We start from the raw sequence: 15415 nt of genomic DNA, 5'->3' as shown, positions 1-15415 counted from the left end.
CTTGGATGCCCTGCACGATCAGGCCTTCGCCACCTTCGGCTTGGGCTTGCACAGGCCGAGGCGCAGCGCGCTTTCGGCAGAGGCGAGAATGGCTTCCTTACCGGAGCGATAGGGGCGGCCCAGCAGCGCCTCGCTCTTTGTCCGATCGTAGTGCTTTTCGTTGCCGATATCGTTGATGATCTGGCGGGCCGGGCCGCCGAAGCGCGCAAGAAGGCCGATGAGCCAATCCGGTACCGTGCGGATCGTCACCTCATATTGCGGATAGGCCTCGCGCAGCACGTCACCGACGCCGGTGAAGGGCACATATTCGGCGGTGGCCAGATAGCGCTCTCCTGCCGCTTCGGGCCGCAGCAGGGCCGCCACATGCAGAGCGGCCACATCGCGCACATCGACGACCGCAAAGCCGTTGGACGGCATAGCCGGCGTCGTGCCATCAAGCAGGCCGGTAACCATCTGGATGGAAATGGACGCATCATCGTCGAGCGCCGGCCCGATGATCGCACCGGGATGGATGGTGGTGAGGTCGATGCCATTGGCGCGGCAGAACGACCAGGCGCTCTGTTCGGCCCGCGTCTTGCCGATGCAATAGGCCCAGGTGAACTTCATGCCATCGAGATTGGTGTGGAAGGTCTCGTCATAGACCTTCTTGCCGCTCACCTGACCATGGCCATAGCCGACGGTGGCGATCGAGGACGTCATGACGATGCGGGTGATGCCGGCATCGCGGGCAAAGCGCAGAACCCGCTCCGTGCCCTCGACGGCGGGGCGGATGACGAGGCTCGAATCGCGCGGCTCATCGCCACGAATGACGGTGGCCACGTGCATGACGGCGGCGACGCCCCGCATGGCATCGGGCCAGCCCTTGTCGGCCAGCAGGTCTACATACGCAAATGACAGCCGGGACAGGGAGTCTCCGCCCACCTCAACTGTCACCGCCTTGCGCACCTGCTCAGCCTTGGCTTCGCTGCGCACGGTTCCGCGCACCGAAAATCCGGCGCGGAGCAGTTCGATGACCGTCCATTTGCCGACAAAGCCGCTGGCCCCCGTGACCAGCACCAGTCCCCTGCCCTCGCCTGCCATGACGGCGTCCTCCCTCGCGAAAACAAAAAGGCGGCTCCGGATCGCTCCGAAGCCGCCCGAACTCTAGCAGAAGCCGCGACGGAGCGGCTCCCCTGCCGCGCAGATCACGCGGCTTCCGTCTCATCGTCGGAGACGCGTTCCTGCACCGGACCCGAATCGAGGCCCTTGGCGTTGACGTCGCGGTCGACCAGCTCGATGACGGCGCGCTCGGCATTGTCGCCATAGCGGAAGCCGGCCTTGAGGATGCGGGTGTAGCCACCCTGACGATCCTTGTAGCGCGGGCCGATGACGGCGAAGAGCTTGGCCACCTGGGCCTCGTCGCGGATCTGGGCGATGGCCTGGCGGCGGGCATGCAGATCACCACGCTTGCCGAGTGTGATCAGCTTCTCGACGATCGGCCGCAGTTCCTTGGCCTTGGGCAGGGTCGTGACGATCTGCTCATGCTTGATCAGCGCGGCGGACATGTTGGCGAACATGGCCTTGCGGTGGCTGGCAGTGCGGTTGAGTTTGCGGTTGGCAAATCCGTGGCGCATTTTCTAGTCTCCCTCAATCGGGCGCGCCACGAAGGCGCTTTGTGGTTGGTAGCTGTGGCGCTTAATAATGGTCTTCGTAGCGCTTGGCCAGATCGTCGATGTTCTCGGGCGGCCAGTTGGCCACGTCCATGCCCAGGTGCAGACCCATCTGGGCGAGAACTTCCTTGATCTCGTTGAGCGACTTGCGACCGAAATTCGGCGTGCGCAGCATCTCGGCTTCCGTCTTCTGGATGAGGTCGCCGATATAAACGATGTTGTCGTTCTTGAGGCAGTTGGCCGAACGGACGCTGAGCTCGAGCTCGTCGACCTTCTTGAGCAGAGCCGGGTTGAAGGCGAGTTCCGGGACGGCGTCCTGGGCCTTCTCCTTGCTGGGCTCTTCGAAATTGACGAAGACGGTCAGCTGATCCTGAAGGATGCGCGCAGCGTAAGCCACTGCATCCTCGGGCGAAATCGAGCCATTGGTCTCAACCTGCAGGGTCAGCTTGTCCTTGTCGAGGCTCTCGCCGGCGCGGGTCGCCTCCACCTTGTAGGAGACGCGACGAACGGGCGAGAACAGAGCATCGACCGGGATATAGCCGATCGGGGCATCATCGGGACGATTGCGATCGGCCGGGACGTAGCCCTTGCCGGTGTTGACCGTGAACTCGATGTTGATCTCGGCACCATCGTCGAGATGGCAAAGCACGAGCTCGGGGTTGAGCACCTCGATATCGCCCGAAACGCGAATGTCCCCGGCATGCACGGCACCGGGACCCTGCTTGGAGAGCGCCAGACGCTTCGGACCCTCGCCGCCCATCTTGACGGCGATTTCCTTGACGTTGAGCACGAGATCGGTAATGTCCTCACGAACGCCGGGCAGCGACGAGAACTCGTGCAGCACGCCGTCGATCTGCATGGCGGTGACAGCAGCACCCTGCAGCGACGACAGGAGAACGCGGCGCAGGGCATTGCCCAGAGTCAGACCATAGCCGCGCTCCAGCGGCTCGGCGATGACCGAGGCGACGCGCGGGTTATCAGCCCCCGAAACGATCTCCAGCTTGGTCGGCTTGATGAGTTCCTGCCAGTTCCTCTGGATGGTCACGGTGTGATCCTTTCAATTGCACGGCCGCAGGCCGCTATCCGCAAAGGCTAACGCCGCCCCCGGCAGTGGCCGGCCGGGAGCCAGACCCGACGATCAGACGCGGCGGCGCTTGCGCGGCCGGCAACCATTATGCGGGATCGACGTGACGTCGCGGATGGAAGTGACATTGAAGCCGGCAGCCTGCAGCGCGCGCAGTGCAGATTCACGCCCCGAACCGGGACCGCGAACCTCGACCTCGAGGGTCTTCATGCCATGTTCCTGCGCCTTGCGGGCGGCATCTTCAGCCGCAACCTGGGCGGCATAGGGGGTGGACTTGCGCGACCCCTTGAACCCCATCACGCCCGAGGACGACCACGAAATGGTGTTGCCCTGCACGTCGGTGATGGTCACCATGGTGTTGTTGAACGACGCATTCACATGCGCGACGCCATTGGTGATGTTCTTGCGTTCCTTGCGACGAACGCGAGCGACTTCAGCTTTTGCCAATTCTTTTCCTCAATTCGATATCTGCGCCGCCGTAGCACCAGCGGCTCCACCGGGTCGAGCCTGCCCCGGCACATGCACGGGGCCCTTGTGGCCGCAACCCATCATCACAGACGCAGCCGGCAACCGCCGGCGACGCCTTACTTCTTCTTGCCGGCGATCGGCTTGGCCGGACCCTTGCGGGTGCGGGCATTGGTGTGGGTGCGCTGGCCGCGGACCGGAAGGCCACGACGGTGACGCAGGCCACGATAGTTGCCGAGATCCATCAGCCGCTTAATGTTCATGGCGACGCCACGACGCAGATCACCTTCCACGACATAGTCGCGATCGATGGTCTCACGGATCTGGATGACTTCGGCGTCGGTCAACTGGTTGACGCGACGATCGGCCGGAATGCCGACCTTCTCACAGATCTCGGCGGCGAACTGCTCGCCGATCCCATGGATGTACTGAAGCGCGATGATCACGCGCTTGTTGGTTGGGATATTGACGCCAGCGATACGGGCCACGTCCGCTCTCCTTCTACCGGTCCGGGGAGGCCCCGCGCCGAATAACAACAACAAGGGACCGGACCCCGATCCCCGCTCTTACGGGGAACCGAACCCAGCCCTATGAATCCATGAGACTGGCGCGGTTCTTAAGGGGCCATGCCGACAATGTCAACTGCCGGCCGACCCGTCATTAACGTTTCGGCAACGCGGCCCCTCGACCCCGTCGCACGATTCTGTATCCAGGCGACAGGGCCGAACGCGACCCCGCCTCCCCTATCGACCGACGGCCGACCGAATTGCGGCGGTGACCGCCTCGACCGGCTGCGTACCATCCACCGAACGCAGCATACCCTTGCCACGATAGTAGGACACCAGCGGCGCCGTCTGCTCGCCATAGACGCGGAGCCGGTTGCGCAGAACCTGCTCGTTGTCGTCGGCACGCGCGCCGCCCGATTCCTGGGCCCGCTTGGCGATACGGCCGACGAGGATATCGGCATCTGCCGTGATCTCGATGGCCGCGTCGAGCGTCATGCCCTTTTCGGCCAGCATCTCGCCCAGCGCCTCGGCTTGGGCGATGGTGCGGGGAAACCCGTCAAGGATGAAGCCGGGACGGCAATCTTCCGCATCGAGGCGCTCGGAGACGATGCCGTTGACGATATCGTCCGAGACAAGGTCACCGCGATCGACGATCGCCTTGGCGGCAAGACCGAGATCGGTCTTGGCAGCAATGGCCGAGCGCAGGATATCGCCCGTCGACAGCTGGGGAATGCCGAAGGCTTCGACGAGGATCTTCGCCTGCGTACCCTTGCCTACCCCGGGTGGCCCCAGAAGAATAACCCTCATCTCCGCTTCCCTCCCAGACGCGACTTCTTCACGAGCCCCTCATATTGTTGAGCGATGAGGTGGCTCTGGATCTGGCTGACCGTATCCAGTGTCACCGTCACGATGATCAGCAGCGACGTTCCGCCAATGAACTGGCTGATGTTGAGCTGGCTGAACATGACCTCGGGGATGAGCGCCACGACGGTGAGATAGGCCGCGCCGACAACGGTGATGCGGGTCAGCACATAGTCGATGTGCTGGGCGGTGCGCTCACCCGGACGGATGCCCGGAATGAAGCCGCCGGAACGCTTGAGGTTGTCGGCCGTGTCGGACGGATTGAAGACGATCGAGGTGTAAAAGAAGGCAAAGAAGACGATGAACACCGCGAACAGGGCCAGATAGAGCGGCTGGCCGCGCCCGAGCAGCGCCGCCGTCACCTGCAGCCATTGCGGTGCGTCGCCCTGGCTGGCGAAGGACGCGATGGTGGCCGGCAGCAGCAGCAGCGACGATCCGAAGATCACCGGGATCACGCCCGAGGTGTTGAGCTTGAGCGGTAGGTGCGACGTGTCGCCCTGGAACATCTTGTTGCCGACCTGGCGCTTCGGATACTGGATCAACAGCCGGCGCTGGGCGCGTTCGAAGAACACGATGACCGCGATGACGACGATGGCAAGCACCAGCATGCCGACGACGGCAAGGGTCGGGAGCGCGCCGGTTCGCGAGAGCTCGAGGGTCTGGGCGATGGTCGCCGGCAGGTTGGCGACGATACCGGCAAAGATGATGAGCGAAATGCCGTTCCCGATCCCGCGGGCGGTGATCTGCTCACCGAGCCACATCAGGAACATCGTGCCGCCTACAAGGGTGATCACGGTGGAAATGCGGAAGAACCAACCGGGATCGAGCACGACGCCCGGGCTCGCCTCGAGACCGATGGCGATGCCATAGGCCTGGACCGCGCAGAACACCACGGCGAGATAGCGGGTGTACTGGTTGATCTTGCGGCGACCCGCCTCGCCTTCCTTCTTGAGGTCCTCAAGACGCTTCACCGAGGTGGCGAGCACCTGTATGACGATGGAGGCGGTGATGTAGGGAATGAGGTTGAGCGCGAAGATCGCCATGCGCTCGACGGCACCGCCGGCGAACATGTCGAACATGCCGACGACGCCCTGACGGGCCGTTTCGAAAGTGGCCGCATAGGCATCAGGATCGATGCCCGGAACCGGAATATAAGTCCCCAGGCGGTACACCAGCAGCACGCCTAGCGTGAACCAGATGCGCTGCTGAAGGGCCTTGGCCTTGGAGAAGGTGCCGAAACTGAGGTTCCTGGCGAGTTGCTCGGCTGCGGAGGCCATGAGTCGCTTCCTATCCTGCGTGATGCGCAATCATGCCACGGGCGCCACTAAGGGCGCCCGTCGACTGCGCACAGTTGAGCCAGGTGCGGATCACGCCTCAGCAGGCTCTTCTGCCACAGGCATATCGACCTTGCCACCGGCCGCTTCAATAGCAGCGAGCGCGCCCTTGCTGGCATGGGCAACCTTGAACGACAGCTTCTGGGCGGTGAAGCCCTCGCCGCCGATCAGCCGCACGCCATCGAGCGGGCGACGGATGACGCCGGCCTTGACCAGAGCCTCGGCGTCGATGACGCCCTTGGCATCGAGCTTGCCGGAATCGATATAGGCCTGGAGCCGGTCGAGGCGAACGGCATTCCACTTCTTGGGGTTGTGCGCATTGAAGCCGCGCTTCGGCATGCGCATGTGGAGCGGCATCTGGCCACCCTCGAAGCCGTTGATGGCAACGCCCGAGCGCGCCGTCTGGCCCTTGCCGCCGCGGCCACCGGTCTTGCCGACACCCGAGCCGATGCCGCGCCCGATGCGGACGCGGGTCTTGTTGGCACCAGGATTATCGCGGAGGTCGTTCAAACGCGTCATTTGCGTCACCCTTCAGGTCTTCAAGTCGCCAGGCCCCAAAGGGCCGGCGAAACAGGTCTCAGTTCTCGCTGACGACGCGAACCAGATGCGGCAGCTTGCCGATCATGCCGCGCACTTCCGGAGTATCCTTCAGCGTCGAACGGCGATGCATCTTGTTGAGGCCCAGGCCCACCAGGGTGGCGCGCTGGTCCTTCTGGCGGCGGATCGGCGAGCCGATCTGCTCAACGGTCACGGTCTTCTCGGCCATGGTCGTAACTCCTTACCCCGGGGCTCAGGCTTCAGCCGAAGCTTCGCCACGGCGGGCCTGCAGCTCGGACACCTTGAGGCCACGACGGGCCGCAACCGAACGCGGGCTATCGACGCGCTTCAGCGCATCGAAGGTGGCGCGCACCATGTTGTAGGGATTGGCGGTGCCCTGCGACTTGGCGACGATGTCGTTGATGCCAAGCGTCTCGAACACGGCGCGCATCGGACCACCGGCGATGATGCCGGTACCCGGGACGGCGGCGCGCAGGATGACGCGCCCTGCCCCGTGACGGCCCACCACATCATGGTGCAGCGTGCGGGCTTCGCGCAGCGGGACGCGGATGAGCTGGCGCTTGGCCTGCTCGGTCGCCTTGCGGATCGCCTCGGGAACTTCACGGGCCTTGCCGTGACCAAAGCCGACGCGGCCCTTCTGATCACCCACGACCACGAGCGCGGCGAAACCGAAACGCCGGCCACCCTTGACCACCTTGGCCACGCGATTGATGTGCACCAGGCGGTCGATGAACTCGCTCTCGCGCTCTTGTACGTCTCTCATCGGTTCAGCTCTTTTCTCGTTGCCTGGGTCAGAACTTCAGGCCGCCTTCGCGGGCAGCGTCCGCGAGGGCCTTGACCCGGCCATGATAGATATAGGCGCCGCGGTCGAAGACCACTTCGCTCACATTGGCTGCAAGACCGCGCTCGGCGATCAGGGCGCCGATGCGGGCAGCAGCCTCGGCGGTGCCGCCATTGGCGAGCTCGCCACGCACATCCTTTTCGAGGGTCGAGGCGGCCGCGAGGGTGCGACCGGACGCATCGTCGATGATCTGCACATAGATGTTCTTGTCAGAACGGAAAACGCTGAGCCGGGGGCGCCCGTTGGCACGCGCCTTGATGGCGCGCCGAACCCGAGCCTTACGGCGTTCCGATCCCTTGAGACTGGTGGCCATTGCGGGCGCTCCTTACTTCTTCTTGCCTTCCTTACGGAAGATGACTTCGCCCGTATAACGGACGCCCTTGCCCTTGTAGGGTTCGGGTTTGCGATAGGCGCGGATATTGGCCGCAACCTGGCCGACCTGCTGCTTGTCCGAACCGACGATGAGGACTTCCGTGGGAGTCGTCGTCGAGATCGTGATTCCCGCCGGGGTCTCGTACACCACTTCGTGGCTATAACCCAGAGAGAGCTTGAGATCCTTGCCCTGCATGGCAGCGCGGTAACCGACGCCCTGGATGGTCAGCTTCTTCTGGAAGCCGGCGCTGACGCCCTGGACCATGTTGTTGATCAGGGCGCGAGTGGTGCCCCAGGCGGCACGGGCGAAGGCCGTGTCGTTGGTGGGTTCGATGACGATGCCATCGTCGCTCTGCCGTGCGTTCACGACATCCATCAGCGTCAGGCTCTGCTCGCCCTTGGGTCCCTTTGCAGTGACCGTGCGATCAGAAATGGTAACCGTCACGCCGCTGACGGGGGGGATCGGCTTCTTGCCGGTACGGGACATCGTTCTAAACCCTTTGAGTCATCGTCTTACCAGCGTGGTCCAAGGCATCTGAGCCTTAGAACACGCGGCAGAGTACCTCGCCGCCCAGATTCTGGGCCTTAGCTTCATGGTCCGCCATCACGCCCTTGGGCGTGGACAGGATGGAAACGCCCAGGCCATTGGCCACGGACGGAATATTCTTGACCGACGAATAGACGCGACGGCCGGGACGCGACACGCGCTCGATGGTGCGGATGACCGGCTCGTTGTCGGAATACTTCAGCTCGATCTCGTAGGCCGGCTGGCCATTCTCGAGAGCGCCATCGGAGTAGCCGCGGATAAAGCCTTCCGACTTCAGCACGTCAAGCACACGACCGCGAAGGGTCGAGGCGGGGGTGGAGACCGAGGTCTTGCGACGCATCTGCGCGTTGCGGATGCGCGTCAGCATATCGCCGATCGGATCAGTAAGGGCCATTCTCTTCTCTCCTTACCAGCTCGACTTGACCATGCCGGGCACCTGCCCGAGATTGCCAAGCTCACGCAGGGCGATGCGGCTCAGCTTGAGCTTGCGGTAATACCCACGCGGACGACCCGAAACTTCGCAGCGATTGCGCACGCGCGTCTGCGACGAGTTGCGCGGAAGCTCGGCAAGCTTGAGCTGGGCCGCGAAACGCTCTTCAAGCGGCAGGCCCTGATCCTTGGTGACGGCCTTGAGCGCGGCGCGCTTGGCGGCATACTGCTTGGCGAGCTTGGCCCGGCGATTGTTCTTCTCGATGGAGCTGGTCTTTGCCATGAACTCTTCCTCTGCCTACCGTTACTGCCGGAAGGGGAAATTGAACGCCTTGAGCAGCGCGCGGGCCTCGTCGTCGGTCTGCGCGGTGGTGCAGATCACGATATCCATACCCCAGACCTGATCGATCTGATCATAATTGATCTCGGGGAAGATGATGTGTTCCTTGATGCCCATGGCATAGTTGCCACGACCATCGAAGGCCTTGCCGTTGAGGCCGCGGAAGTCGCGGACGCGGGGCAACGCCACGTTCACCAGGCGGTCGAGGAACTCGTACATGCGCGTCTTGCGCAGCGTGACCTTGACGCCAAGCGGCATGTTCTCGCGCACCTTGAAGCCGGCGATCGACTTGCGGGCATGCGTGATCACTGGCTTCTGGCCGGCGATGCGCTCGAGATCGGCGGCAGCAGCGCGCACCTTCTTGGTGTCGTTGACGGCTTCGCCAACGCCCATGTTGAGCACGATCTTCTCGAGCTTGGGCACCTGCATCGGGTTGGTGTACCCGAAATCCTTCACAAGGCCGGCGCGAATGGCGTTGTCATACTCGGTCCGCAGACGCGGAATGTAGGCCTCAGCCATCGATCAGATCTCCCGTCGTCTTGGCGAAACGACGCTTCTTGCCATCCTCGATCTTGAAACCGACGCGGGCCGGCTTGCCATTGGCATCGGCCACGGCGAGGTTCGAGATGTGGATGGGCGCTTCACGGGTATAGATGCCCGCATCCTGAGATGCGGTCTGCTTGGTGTGGCGGCGCACCAGGTTGATGCCCTGCACGACAGCGCGATCCTCGGTGGGGATGACCTGCATCACCTGACCGGTCTTGCCCTTGTCCTTGCCGGCAAGGATGACGACCTTGTCGCCCTTCTTGATCTTAGCAGCCATTACAGCACCTCCGGTGCCAGCGAAATGATCTTCATGTGGTTGCGCGAGCGCAATTCACGCGGCACCGGCCCGAAGATACGCGTGCCGATCGGCTCGGACTGATTGTTGATCAGCACGGCGGCGTTGCGGTCGAAGCGGATGATGGAGCCGTCAGCGCGACGCACCGGGAACGCGGTGCGGACCACGACGGCCTTCATGACCTGGCCCTTCTTCACGCGGCCGCGGGGGATAGCGTCCTTGACGGAGACAACGATGATGTCGCCCACCGACGCATATTTGCGATGCGAGCCGCCCAGCACCTTGATGCACATGACACGACGCGCGCCGGAATTATCCGCGACGTCGAGATTGGATTGCATCTGAATCATGACTGGATGCCTTCTTGGTTCTGCTTGAGGCGCGCGCCACCCGGCCGGCCCCTCTTCTCATTCACGCGTTCGGTACGAGCGTCCAGCGCTTGTTCTTGCTGATCGGAGCGCATTCCTCGATCCATACCGTGTCCCCGACCTTCGCCACACCGGCGTCATCATGGGCATGGTACTTCTTGGAACGACGCACCGTCTTCTTGAGCACCGGGTGGGTGAAGCGACGCTCCACGCGCACCACGATGGTCTTCTCATTGGCGTCGGAGACCACCGTCCCCTGCAGCAGGCGTTTGGGCATGGCTGGCTCCTTACTTCTCGGCCTTCTCGCCCAGGATCGTCTTGATCCGCGCGATTTCGCGACGGACCTCACGCACCCTGGACGGCGATTCGAGCTGCTGGGTAGCACGCTGGAACCGCAGATTGAACTGTTCCTTCTTGAGCGAGAGGAGAGCGTCCTTCAACTCGTCGGGGGTCTTTGCCCGGAGATCACTGGCAGCCATGTCTCTCGTTCCTTAGTCGGCGATGCGGGTCACGACCCGCGTTACGATCGGCAGCTTCATGGCACCGAGGCGCAGCGCCTCCTTGGCCACATCTTCAGCCACCCCGTCAACCTCAAAGAGGATGCGACCCGGCTTAACGCGCGCCGCCCAGTATTCCACCGAACCCTTGCCCTTACCCATGCGGACTTCGGTCGGCTTCTTGGAAACCGGCACATCCGGGAAGACGCGGATCCAGACGCGACCCTGGCGCTTCATTTCGCGGGTGATCGCGCGGCGGGCCGCCTCGATCTGCCGCGCGGTCACGCGCTCGGGCTCCTGGGCCTTGAGGCCGAACTGGCCGAAATTGAGCTCGGTTCCACCCTTGGCCACACCGTGGATGCGGCCCTTGTGGGCCTTGCGGAACTTGGTGCGTTTTGGTTGCAGCATTTTCCCGGTGCCTTCTTAGTTGGCGGACGCGCGCTCGCGGCGCTGTCCCTGGCCTTCGCCACCGCCTTCGGTCGCGCGGCGCTCATGCGCCGAAGGATCATGCTCGAGCACTTCGCCCTTGAAGATCCACACCTTGACGCCGATGACGCCATAGGTGGTCGCAGCTTCGGCAGTGCCGTAGTCGATGTCCGCACGCAGCGTGTGCAGCGGAACGCGGCCTTCGCGGTACCATTCGGTGCGGGCGATGTCGGCCCCGCCGAGACGGCCCCCGACATTGACGCGGATACCACCGGCGCCCATGCGGATCGCGGTCTGCACCGCGCGCTTCATGGCACGACGGAATGCCACGCGACGCTCGAGCTGCTGGGCGATGCCCTGGGCCACGAGGGTCGCATCGGTCTCCGGCTTGCGCACTTCAACGATGTTGATGTGCACCTCGCTGTCGGTGAACTTCTTCACCTTGGCGCGGATCTTGTCGATGTCAGCGCCCTTCTTGCCGATCACAATGCCCGGACGGGCGGTGTGGATCGACACGCGGCACTTGCGGTGCGGACGCTCGATGACGATCTTGCTGACCGCGGCCTGCTTGAGATCCTTCATCAGGGTCTCGCGGATCTTGAGATCCTCCTGCAGCAGGTTGCCGTACTCACCCTTGCTGGCATACCAGCGGGAGTCCCAGGTCCGGTTGATGCCGAGGCGCAGACCGATTGGATTGATCTTCTGACCCATTATGCGCTCTCCTGCACTTCACGGACGACGATGGTCAGGTGCGAGAAGGGCTTCTCCACGCGGGCCGACCGGCCGCGGCCACGGGCCATGAACCGCTTCATGACGAGCGAGTCCCCGACATAGGCTTCCGCGACGACGAGGGCGTCGGGATCCAGACCATGATTGTTCTCGGCGTTGGCAATGGCGCTCTCGAGCGTCTTGCGCACCGGGCCGGCGATCCGCTTGCGCGAGAAGGAGAGTTCGGCCAGGGCCTTGTCTACCTTCTTGCCACGGATGAGCTGGGCGACCAGGTTGAGCTTCTGGCCCGACGTGCGCAGCATGCGCAGCACGGCCTTGGCCTCAGTGTCCTTGAGCCCGCGCGGGTTTTTCGGCTTGCCCATCGTTACTTCCTCTTGGCCTTCTTGTCGGCCTGGTGCCCGTAATAGGTACGGGTGGGCGCGAACTCGCCGAACTTGTGGCCGATCATGTCTTCGGAGACGTTCACCGGCACATGCTTGTGGCCGTTGTGGACACCGAAGGTCAGGCCCACGAACTGCGGCAGGATCGTCGAGCGACGGCTCCAGATCTTGATCGTTTCATTACGGCCGCTCTCACGCGACTTCTCCGCCTTCTTGAGCAGATAGCCGTCGACGAACGGGCCCTTCCAAAGCGAACGGGTCATGGCTTAACGGCCCTTCTTCACGTGGCGCGAGCGAACGATGAACTTGTCCGTCGCCTTGTTTGAACGCGTCTTCTTGCCCTTGGTCGGCTTGCCCCACGGGGTCACCGGGTGACGGCCACCAGAGGTACGGCCTTCACCACCACCATGCGGGTGATCGACCGGGTTCATGGTCACGCCGCGGTTGACGGGCTTGCGACCGAGCCAGCGATTACGACCGGCCTTGCCGATCGAGGTATTGGCGTGGTCGGGGTTGGACACGGCACCGACCGTGGCAAGGCACGAGCCATGCACGCGGCGCTGCTCGCCCGAGTTGAGGCGCAGGATGGCCCAGCCGCTGTCGCGGCCGACATACTGTGCATAGGCACCGGCAGAGCGCGCGATCTGACCGCCCTTGCGGGGCTTCATCTCGACATTGTGCACGATGGTGCCGACCGGCATGCGCTCGAGCGGCATGGCATTGCCGGGCTTCACGTCGACGGTGGACAGCGAGGAGATGACCTTGTCACCGGCCGCCAGACGCTGCGGCGCGATGATGTAGGCCTGCTCGCCATCGGGATAGTTCACCAGGGCGATGAAGGCGGTGCGGTTCGGATCATATTCCAGGCGCTCGACCGTCGCGACTTCGTCGAAACGAACGCGCTTGAAGTCGACCATGCGGTAGGAACGCTTGTGCCCGCCGCCGCGATGATAGGCCGTGATGCGACCGCGATTGTTGCGGCCACCGGTGCCGTTGAGACCTTCGGTAAGGCCCTTGACCGGCTTGCCCTTCCACAGTTCGGAACGATCCGTGGTGATCAGCTGCCGCATGCCCGGCGAGGTCGGATTGTAAGTCTTGAGACCCATTCTGCTCTCTCCCTCGCCTTAGACGCCGGAAGCGATGTCGATGGACTGGCCGTCCACGAGAGTGACAATCGCCTTCTTGACGTCGTTGCGCACGCCGGGACGTCCGCGGAAACGCTTGTGCTTGCCCTTGCGGACCAGCGTGTTGACCGCCTTAACCTTCACCGAGAACAGGGCCTCGACGGCATCCTTGATCTCGGGCTTGGTGGCATCGATCGCGACATCGAACACGACCTGCCCGTTCTCGGAGGCCATCGTCGACTTCTCGGTGACGACCGGCGCGCGGATCACGTCGTAGTGGGTGTACTTGCTCATGCGAACCGCGCCTCCAGCGCTTCGAGCGCAGCCTTGGTCAGCACCAGCTTGTTCCGGCGCAGGATGTCGACCACGTTGATGCCCTGGACGGGCAGAACGTCGATCTGCGGAATGTTACGCGCCGCCAGAGCGAAGTTCTTGTCCACCTCGGCCCCGTCGATGATCAGCGCGTTGAGCCATTCGAGCTTGCCGAACTGCAGGCGCAGCGCGGCAGTCTTGGGCTCGGACTGAGCGACGGTCTCGACCACGATCAGCTCGCCGGCCTGGGCCTTCGCCGAAAGGGCATGACGCAGGGCCAGTGCACGGACCTTCTTGGGAAGATCGATGGCATGGCTGCGCGGCGTCGGGCCGAACGCACGACCGCCACCGCGGAACTGCGGAGCGGAGCGAGCGCCGTGACGGGCAACACCGCCACCCTTCTGCTTGCCGAACTTCTTCTTGGTCAGAGCGATCTCTGACCGATTCTTGACGTCATGGGTACCAGACATTGCTTTAAGCTGCTGGTAACGGACCATACGGTGCAGGATGTCGATGCGCGGCTCGAGGCCGAACACAGCATCACTCAGCGTCACCGAACCGGCCGACGCGCCATCCAGGGTTGTGACCTGAAGTTCCATCACTTGCTCTCCCCGGTGCTATCGGCTGCCGGCTTGAACGAGCCAGGCACGGCAATGCCTTCGGGGGCCTTCCGCTTCACCGCATCGCGGATCATGATCCAGCCGCCCTTGGCGCCCGGAACCGACCCCTGAACCATGATCAGGCCGCGCTCGACATCGGTCTTGATGACCTTGAGGTTCTGCGTGGTCACCCTCTCGTCACCGAGATGGCCGGCCATCTTCTTGCCCTTAAACACCTTGCCCGGATCCTGCCGCTGACCGGTGGAGCCGTGCGAACGGTGCGAAACCGACACGCCGTGAGACGCACGAAGGCCGCCGAAATTCCAGCGCTTCATGCCGCCGGCGAAGCCCTTGCCGATCGAGGTGCCGGTGACATCCACCAGCTGGCCGGGAAGGAAATGGTCTGCCTGCATCTGGGCGCCCACTTCGATCAGGTTGTCGGCATCGACGCGGAACTCGACGACCTTGCGCTTGGGCTCGACCTTGGCAATGGCGAACTGGCCGCGCTGCGCCTTCGCCGTATTCTTTGCCTTGGCGGCGCCGGCGCCGAGCTGGAGGGCGGTATAGCCATCCTTCTCCTGCGTGCGCTGACCCACCACCTGGCAGTTCTGCAGCCCGAGCACCGTGACGGGCACATGGGCGCCATCCTCGGTGAAGATCCGGGTCATGCCCAGCTTCTGTGCGATCACACCAGAACGCATCGGTTGTTACCTTCTTTCATTGGCACTGATCGGGTCATTGCGAAGAGGACCCTATGGATGATCAGCGCGAAAACCCTCAGAGCTTGATTTCGACGTCGACGCCGGCGGCGAGATCGAGCTTCATCAGCGCGTCCACGGTCTGCGGAGTGGGATCCACGATGTCCAGAAGACGCTTGTGGGTCCGGATCTCGAACTGCTCGCGCGACTTCTTGTCGATGTGCGGGGAGCGGTTGACCGTAAATTTCTCAATTCGCGTCGGCAGCGGGATCGGTCCCCGCACCTGCGCACCCGTCCGCTTCGCCGTGTTCACGATCTCACGGGTCGAGCTATCCAGGACGCGATGGTCAAACGCCTTGAGCCGGATGCGAATATTTTGACCGTTCATCTTGCTTTCCTAGCGAAAAATGAACGCGGCGCACAACGAGGCGCGCCGCGCCCTGGATGTCCAGGCC

Annotated in this window: 28 protein-coding genes; all 28 read right to left on the bottom strand. The window is 63.4% G+C overall.

What is annotated here, in order from left to right:
- Nucleotides 1-18: 18 nt before the first annotated feature.
- The 28 genes from BT183_RS01655 to rpsJ all read right to left on the bottom strand — a co-directional run bounded on the left by BT183_RS01655 (nt 19) and on the right by rpsJ (nt 15348).
- Nucleotides 19-1080: an NAD-dependent epimerase/dehydratase family protein gene (locus tag BT183_RS01655; RefSeq protein ID WP_072338676.1), complete on the bottom strand. Its 1062-nt coding sequence runs from the start codon at nt 1078-1080 to the stop codon at nt 19-21.
- A gap of 104 nt (nt 1081-1184) precedes the next feature.
- Nucleotides 1185-1613, bottom strand: a complete 429-nt coding sequence (gene rplQ, locus BT183_RS01650; RefSeq protein WP_072338675.1) for a 50S ribosomal protein L17 — start codon at nt 1611-1613, stop codon at nt 1185-1187.
- A gap of 61 nt (nt 1614-1674) precedes the next feature.
- On the bottom strand, nt 1675-2694 hold the full coding sequence (locus BT183_RS01645) for a DNA-directed RNA polymerase subunit alpha (RefSeq protein WP_072338674.1): 1020 nt from the start codon (nt 2692-2694) through the stop codon (nt 1675-1677).
- A 93-nt stretch (nt 2695-2787) separates the two neighbouring features.
- On the bottom strand, nt 2788-3180 hold the full coding sequence (rpsK, locus tag BT183_RS01640; RefSeq protein WP_072338673.1) for a 30S ribosomal protein S11: 393 nt from the start codon (nt 3178-3180) through the stop codon (nt 2788-2790).
- Between the two features lie 137 nt (nt 3181-3317).
- Nucleotides 3318-3686, bottom strand: coding sequence for a 30S ribosomal protein S13 (rpsM, locus tag BT183_RS01635; RefSeq protein ID WP_072338672.1), 369 nt, complete (start codon nt 3684-3686; stop codon nt 3318-3320).
- 255 nt (nt 3687-3941) lie between these two features.
- Entirely contained in the window at nt 3942-4511 is a 570-nt protein-coding gene (locus tag BT183_RS01630; RefSeq protein ID WP_072338671.1) for an adenylate kinase, read from the bottom strand.
- Entirely contained in the window at nt 4508-5842 is a 1335-nt protein-coding gene (gene secY, locus BT183_RS01625; RefSeq protein WP_072338670.1) for a preprotein translocase subunit SecY, read from the bottom strand. The genes BT183_RS01630 and secY overlap by 4 nt, the downstream gene beginning before the upstream one ends.
- Nucleotides 5843-5932: 90 nt before the next feature.
- Nucleotides 5933-6418: a 50S ribosomal protein L15 gene (gene rplO / locus BT183_RS01620; protein WP_072338669.1), complete on the bottom strand. Its 486-nt coding sequence runs from the start codon at nt 6416-6418 to the stop codon at nt 5933-5935.
- A 58-nt stretch (nt 6419-6476) separates the two neighbouring features.
- On the bottom strand, nt 6477-6665 hold the full coding sequence (gene rpmD, locus BT183_RS01615; RefSeq protein ID WP_072338668.1) for a 50S ribosomal protein L30: 189 nt from the start codon (nt 6663-6665) through the stop codon (nt 6477-6479).
- 24 nt (nt 6666-6689) lie between these two features.
- A complete protein-coding gene (rpsE, locus tag BT183_RS01610; RefSeq protein WP_072338667.1) occupies nt 6690-7220 on the bottom strand; it encodes a 30S ribosomal protein S5 in 531 nt (176 codons plus the stop codon).
- A gap of 28 nt (nt 7221-7248) precedes the next feature.
- Entirely contained in the window at nt 7249-7611 is a 363-nt protein-coding gene (gene rplR / locus BT183_RS01605; RefSeq protein ID WP_072338666.1) for a 50S ribosomal protein L18, read from the bottom strand.
- Between the two features lie 12 nt (nt 7612-7623).
- The gene (gene rplF, locus BT183_RS01600) at nt 7624-8157 is read right to left on the bottom strand and encodes a 50S ribosomal protein L6 (RefSeq protein WP_072338665.1); all 534 of its coding nucleotides are present in this window, start codon (nt 8155-8157) and stop codon (nt 7624-7626) included.
- 55 nt (nt 8158-8212) lie between these two features.
- The gene (gene rpsH / locus BT183_RS01595) at nt 8213-8611 is read right to left on the bottom strand and encodes a 30S ribosomal protein S8 (RefSeq protein WP_072338664.1); all 399 of its coding nucleotides are present in this window, start codon (nt 8609-8611) and stop codon (nt 8213-8215) included.
- Nucleotides 8612-8623: 12 nt separating this feature from the next.
- Nucleotides 8624-8929 (bottom strand): 30S ribosomal protein S14, encoded by a 306-nt coding sequence (gene rpsN, locus BT183_RS01590; protein ID WP_072338663.1) that lies wholly within the window; start codon nt 8927-8929, stop codon nt 8624-8626.
- A gap of 21 nt (nt 8930-8950) precedes the next feature.
- A complete protein-coding gene (gene rplE / locus BT183_RS01585) occupies nt 8951-9505 on the bottom strand; it encodes a 50S ribosomal protein L5 (protein WP_072338662.1) in 555 nt (184 codons plus the stop codon).
- Nucleotides 9498-9809: a 50S ribosomal protein L24 gene (gene rplX / locus BT183_RS01580; protein WP_072338661.1), complete on the bottom strand. Its 312-nt coding sequence runs from the start codon at nt 9807-9809 to the stop codon at nt 9498-9500. Before rplX ends, rplE begins: the two co-directional genes overlap by 8 nt.
- Entirely contained in the window at nt 9809-10177 is a 369-nt protein-coding gene (gene rplN / locus BT183_RS01575; protein WP_072338660.1) for a 50S ribosomal protein L14, read from the bottom strand. The genes rplX and rplN overlap by 1 nt, the downstream gene beginning before the upstream one ends.
- Nucleotides 10178-10238: 61 nt before the next feature.
- Nucleotides 10239-10472, bottom strand: a complete 234-nt coding sequence (gene rpsQ, locus BT183_RS01570) for a 30S ribosomal protein S17 (RefSeq protein WP_072338659.1) — start codon at nt 10470-10472, stop codon at nt 10239-10241.
- A 10-nt stretch (nt 10473-10482) separates the two neighbouring features.
- Nucleotides 10483-10674, bottom strand: a complete 192-nt coding sequence (gene rpmC / locus BT183_RS01565) for a 50S ribosomal protein L29 (protein ID WP_072338658.1) — start codon at nt 10672-10674, stop codon at nt 10483-10485.
- A 12-nt stretch (nt 10675-10686) separates the two neighbouring features.
- Entirely contained in the window at nt 10687-11100 is a 414-nt protein-coding gene (rplP, locus tag BT183_RS01560; RefSeq protein WP_072338657.1) for a 50S ribosomal protein L16, read from the bottom strand.
- Nucleotides 11101-11115: 15 nt separating this feature from the next.
- Nucleotides 11116-11829 carry a 30S ribosomal protein S3 gene (gene rpsC / locus BT183_RS01555; RefSeq protein WP_072338656.1) on the bottom strand — a complete coding sequence of 238 codons (714 nt, stop codon included), beginning with the start codon at nt 11827-11829 and terminating at the stop codon, nt 11116-11118.
- Nucleotides 11829-12209: a 50S ribosomal protein L22 gene (gene rplV / locus BT183_RS01550; RefSeq protein ID WP_072338655.1), complete on the bottom strand. Its 381-nt coding sequence runs from the start codon at nt 12207-12209 to the stop codon at nt 11829-11831. The genes rpsC and rplV overlap by 1 nt, the downstream gene beginning before the upstream one ends.
- 2 nt (nt 12210-12211) lie before the next feature.
- Nucleotides 12212-12490, bottom strand: a complete 279-nt coding sequence (gene rpsS / locus BT183_RS01545; RefSeq protein WP_072338654.1) for a 30S ribosomal protein S19 — start codon at nt 12488-12490, stop codon at nt 12212-12214.
- A 3-nt stretch (nt 12491-12493) separates the two neighbouring features.
- Nucleotides 12494-13333, bottom strand: a complete 840-nt coding sequence (gene rplB / locus BT183_RS01540) for a 50S ribosomal protein L2 (protein WP_072338653.1) — start codon at nt 13331-13333, stop codon at nt 12494-12496.
- An 18-nt stretch (nt 13334-13351) separates the two neighbouring features.
- Complete coding sequence (locus tag BT183_RS01535) at nt 13352-13645, bottom strand: 50S ribosomal protein L23 (RefSeq protein WP_072338652.1); 294 nt, start codon at nt 13643-13645, stop codon at nt 13352-13354.
- The gene (gene rplD / locus BT183_RS01530; protein ID WP_072338651.1) at nt 13642-14262 is read right to left on the bottom strand and encodes a 50S ribosomal protein L4; all 621 of its coding nucleotides are present in this window, start codon (nt 14260-14262) and stop codon (nt 13642-13644) included. The genes BT183_RS01535 and rplD overlap by 4 nt, the downstream gene beginning before the upstream one ends.
- Nucleotides 14262-14963: a 50S ribosomal protein L3 gene (gene rplC, locus BT183_RS01525; protein ID WP_072338650.1), complete on the bottom strand. Its 702-nt coding sequence runs from the start codon at nt 14961-14963 to the stop codon at nt 14262-14264. The genes rplD and rplC overlap by 1 nt, the downstream gene beginning before the upstream one ends.
- 76 nt (nt 14964-15039) lie before the next feature.
- Entirely contained in the window at nt 15040-15348 is a 309-nt protein-coding gene (gene rpsJ, locus BT183_RS01520; protein ID WP_072338649.1) for a 30S ribosomal protein S10, read from the bottom strand.
- Nucleotides 15349-15415: the final 67 nt, after the last annotated feature.

This window comes from Devosia enhydra (genome assembly GCF_900119845.1).
Taxonomy (GTDB): domain Bacteria; phylum Pseudomonadota; class Alphaproteobacteria; order Rhizobiales; family Devosiaceae; genus FPKU01.
Note: the sequence above shows the minus strand (reverse complement) of the source record. Positions and strands in the feature narration are given on the sequence as shown.

What these genes read in the sequence shown, in the direction of transcription:
- rpsJ (WP_072338649.1), bottom strand. Translation starts at nt 15,348, where the DNA reads ATGAACGGTCAAAATATTCGCATCCGGCTCAAGGCGTTTGACCATCGC.
- rpmC (WP_072338658.1), bottom strand. Translation starts at nt 10,674, where the DNA reads ATGGCTGCCAGTGATCTCCGGGCAAAGACCCCCGACGAGTTGAAGGAC.
- BT183_RS01655 (WP_072338676.1), bottom strand. Translation starts at nt 1,080, where the DNA reads ATGGCAGGCGAGGGCAGGGGACTGGTGCTGGTCACGGGGGCCAGCGGC.
- rpsQ (WP_072338659.1), bottom strand. Translation starts at nt 10,472, where the DNA reads ATGCCCAAACGCCTGCTGCAGGGGACGGTGGTCTCCGACGCCAATGAG.
- BT183_RS01630 (WP_072338671.1), bottom strand. Translation starts at nt 4,511, where the DNA reads ATGAGGGTTATTCTTCTGGGGCCACCCGGGGTAGGCAAGGGTACGCAG.
- rpsS (WP_072338654.1), bottom strand. Translation starts at nt 12,490, where the DNA reads ATGACCCGTTCGCTTTGGAAGGGCCCGTTCGTCGACGGCTATCTGCTC.
- rplC (WP_072338650.1), bottom strand. Translation starts at nt 14,963, where the DNA reads ATGCGTTCTGGTGTGATCGCACAGAAGCTGGGCATGACCCGGATCTTC.
- rpsH (WP_072338664.1), bottom strand. Translation starts at nt 8,611, where the DNA reads ATGGCCCTTACTGATCCGATCGGCGATATGCTGACGCGCATCCGCAAC.
- rplN (WP_072338660.1), bottom strand. Translation starts at nt 10,177, where the DNA reads ATGATTCAGATGCAATCCAATCTCGACGTCGCGGATAATTCCGGCGCG.
- rplP (WP_072338657.1), bottom strand. Translation starts at nt 11,100, where the DNA reads ATGCTGCAACCAAAACGCACCAAGTTCCGCAAGGCCCACAAGGGCCGC.
- rpsN (WP_072338663.1), bottom strand. Translation starts at nt 8,929, where the DNA reads ATGGCAAAGACCAGCTCCATCGAGAAGAACAATCGCCGGGCCAAGCTC.
- secY (WP_072338670.1), bottom strand. Translation starts at nt 5,842, where the DNA reads ATGGCCTCCGCAGCCGAGCAACTCGCCAGGAACCTCAGTTTCGGCACC.
- rpsC (WP_072338656.1), bottom strand. Translation starts at nt 11,829, where the DNA reads ATGGGTCAGAAGATCAATCCAATCGGTCTGCGCCTCGGCATCAACCGG.
- rplO (WP_072338669.1), bottom strand. Translation starts at nt 6,418, where the DNA reads ATGACGCGTTTGAACGACCTCCGCGATAATCCTGGTGCCAACAAGACC.
- rpmD (WP_072338668.1), bottom strand. Translation starts at nt 6,665, where the DNA reads ATGGCCGAGAAGACCGTGACCGTTGAGCAGATCGGCTCGCCGATCCGC.
- rplD (WP_072338651.1), bottom strand. Translation starts at nt 14,262, where the DNA reads ATGGAACTTCAGGTCACAACCCTGGATGGCGCGTCGGCCGGTTCGGTG.
- BT183_RS01535 (WP_072338652.1), bottom strand. Translation starts at nt 13,645, where the DNA reads ATGAGCAAGTACACCCACTACGACGTGATCCGCGCGCCGGTCGTCACC.
- rpsE (WP_072338667.1), bottom strand. Translation starts at nt 7,220, where the DNA reads ATGAGAGACGTACAAGAGCGCGAGAGCGAGTTCATCGACCGCCTGGTG.
- rplE (WP_072338662.1), bottom strand. Translation starts at nt 9,505, where the DNA reads ATGGCTGAGGCCTACATTCCGCGTCTGCGGACCGAGTATGACAACGCC.
- rplR (WP_072338666.1), bottom strand. Translation starts at nt 7,611, where the DNA reads ATGGCCACCAGTCTCAAGGGATCGGAACGCCGTAAGGCTCGGGTTCGG.
- rplX (WP_072338661.1), bottom strand. Translation starts at nt 9,809, where the DNA reads ATGGCTGCTAAGATCAAGAAGGGCGACAAGGTCGTCATCCTTGCCGGC.
- rplQ (WP_072338675.1), bottom strand. Translation starts at nt 1,613, where the DNA reads ATGCGCCACGGATTTGCCAACCGCAAACTCAACCGCACTGCCAGCCAC.
- rplV (WP_072338655.1), bottom strand. Translation starts at nt 12,209, where the DNA reads ATGGGCAAGCCGAAAAACCCGCGCGGGCTCAAGGACACTGAGGCCAAG.
- rplB (WP_072338653.1), bottom strand. Translation starts at nt 13,333, where the DNA reads ATGGGTCTCAAGACTTACAATCCGACCTCGCCGGGCATGCGGCAGCTG.
- rplF (WP_072338665.1), bottom strand. Translation starts at nt 8,157, where the DNA reads ATGTCCCGTACCGGCAAGAAGCCGATCCCCCCCGTCAGCGGCGTGACG.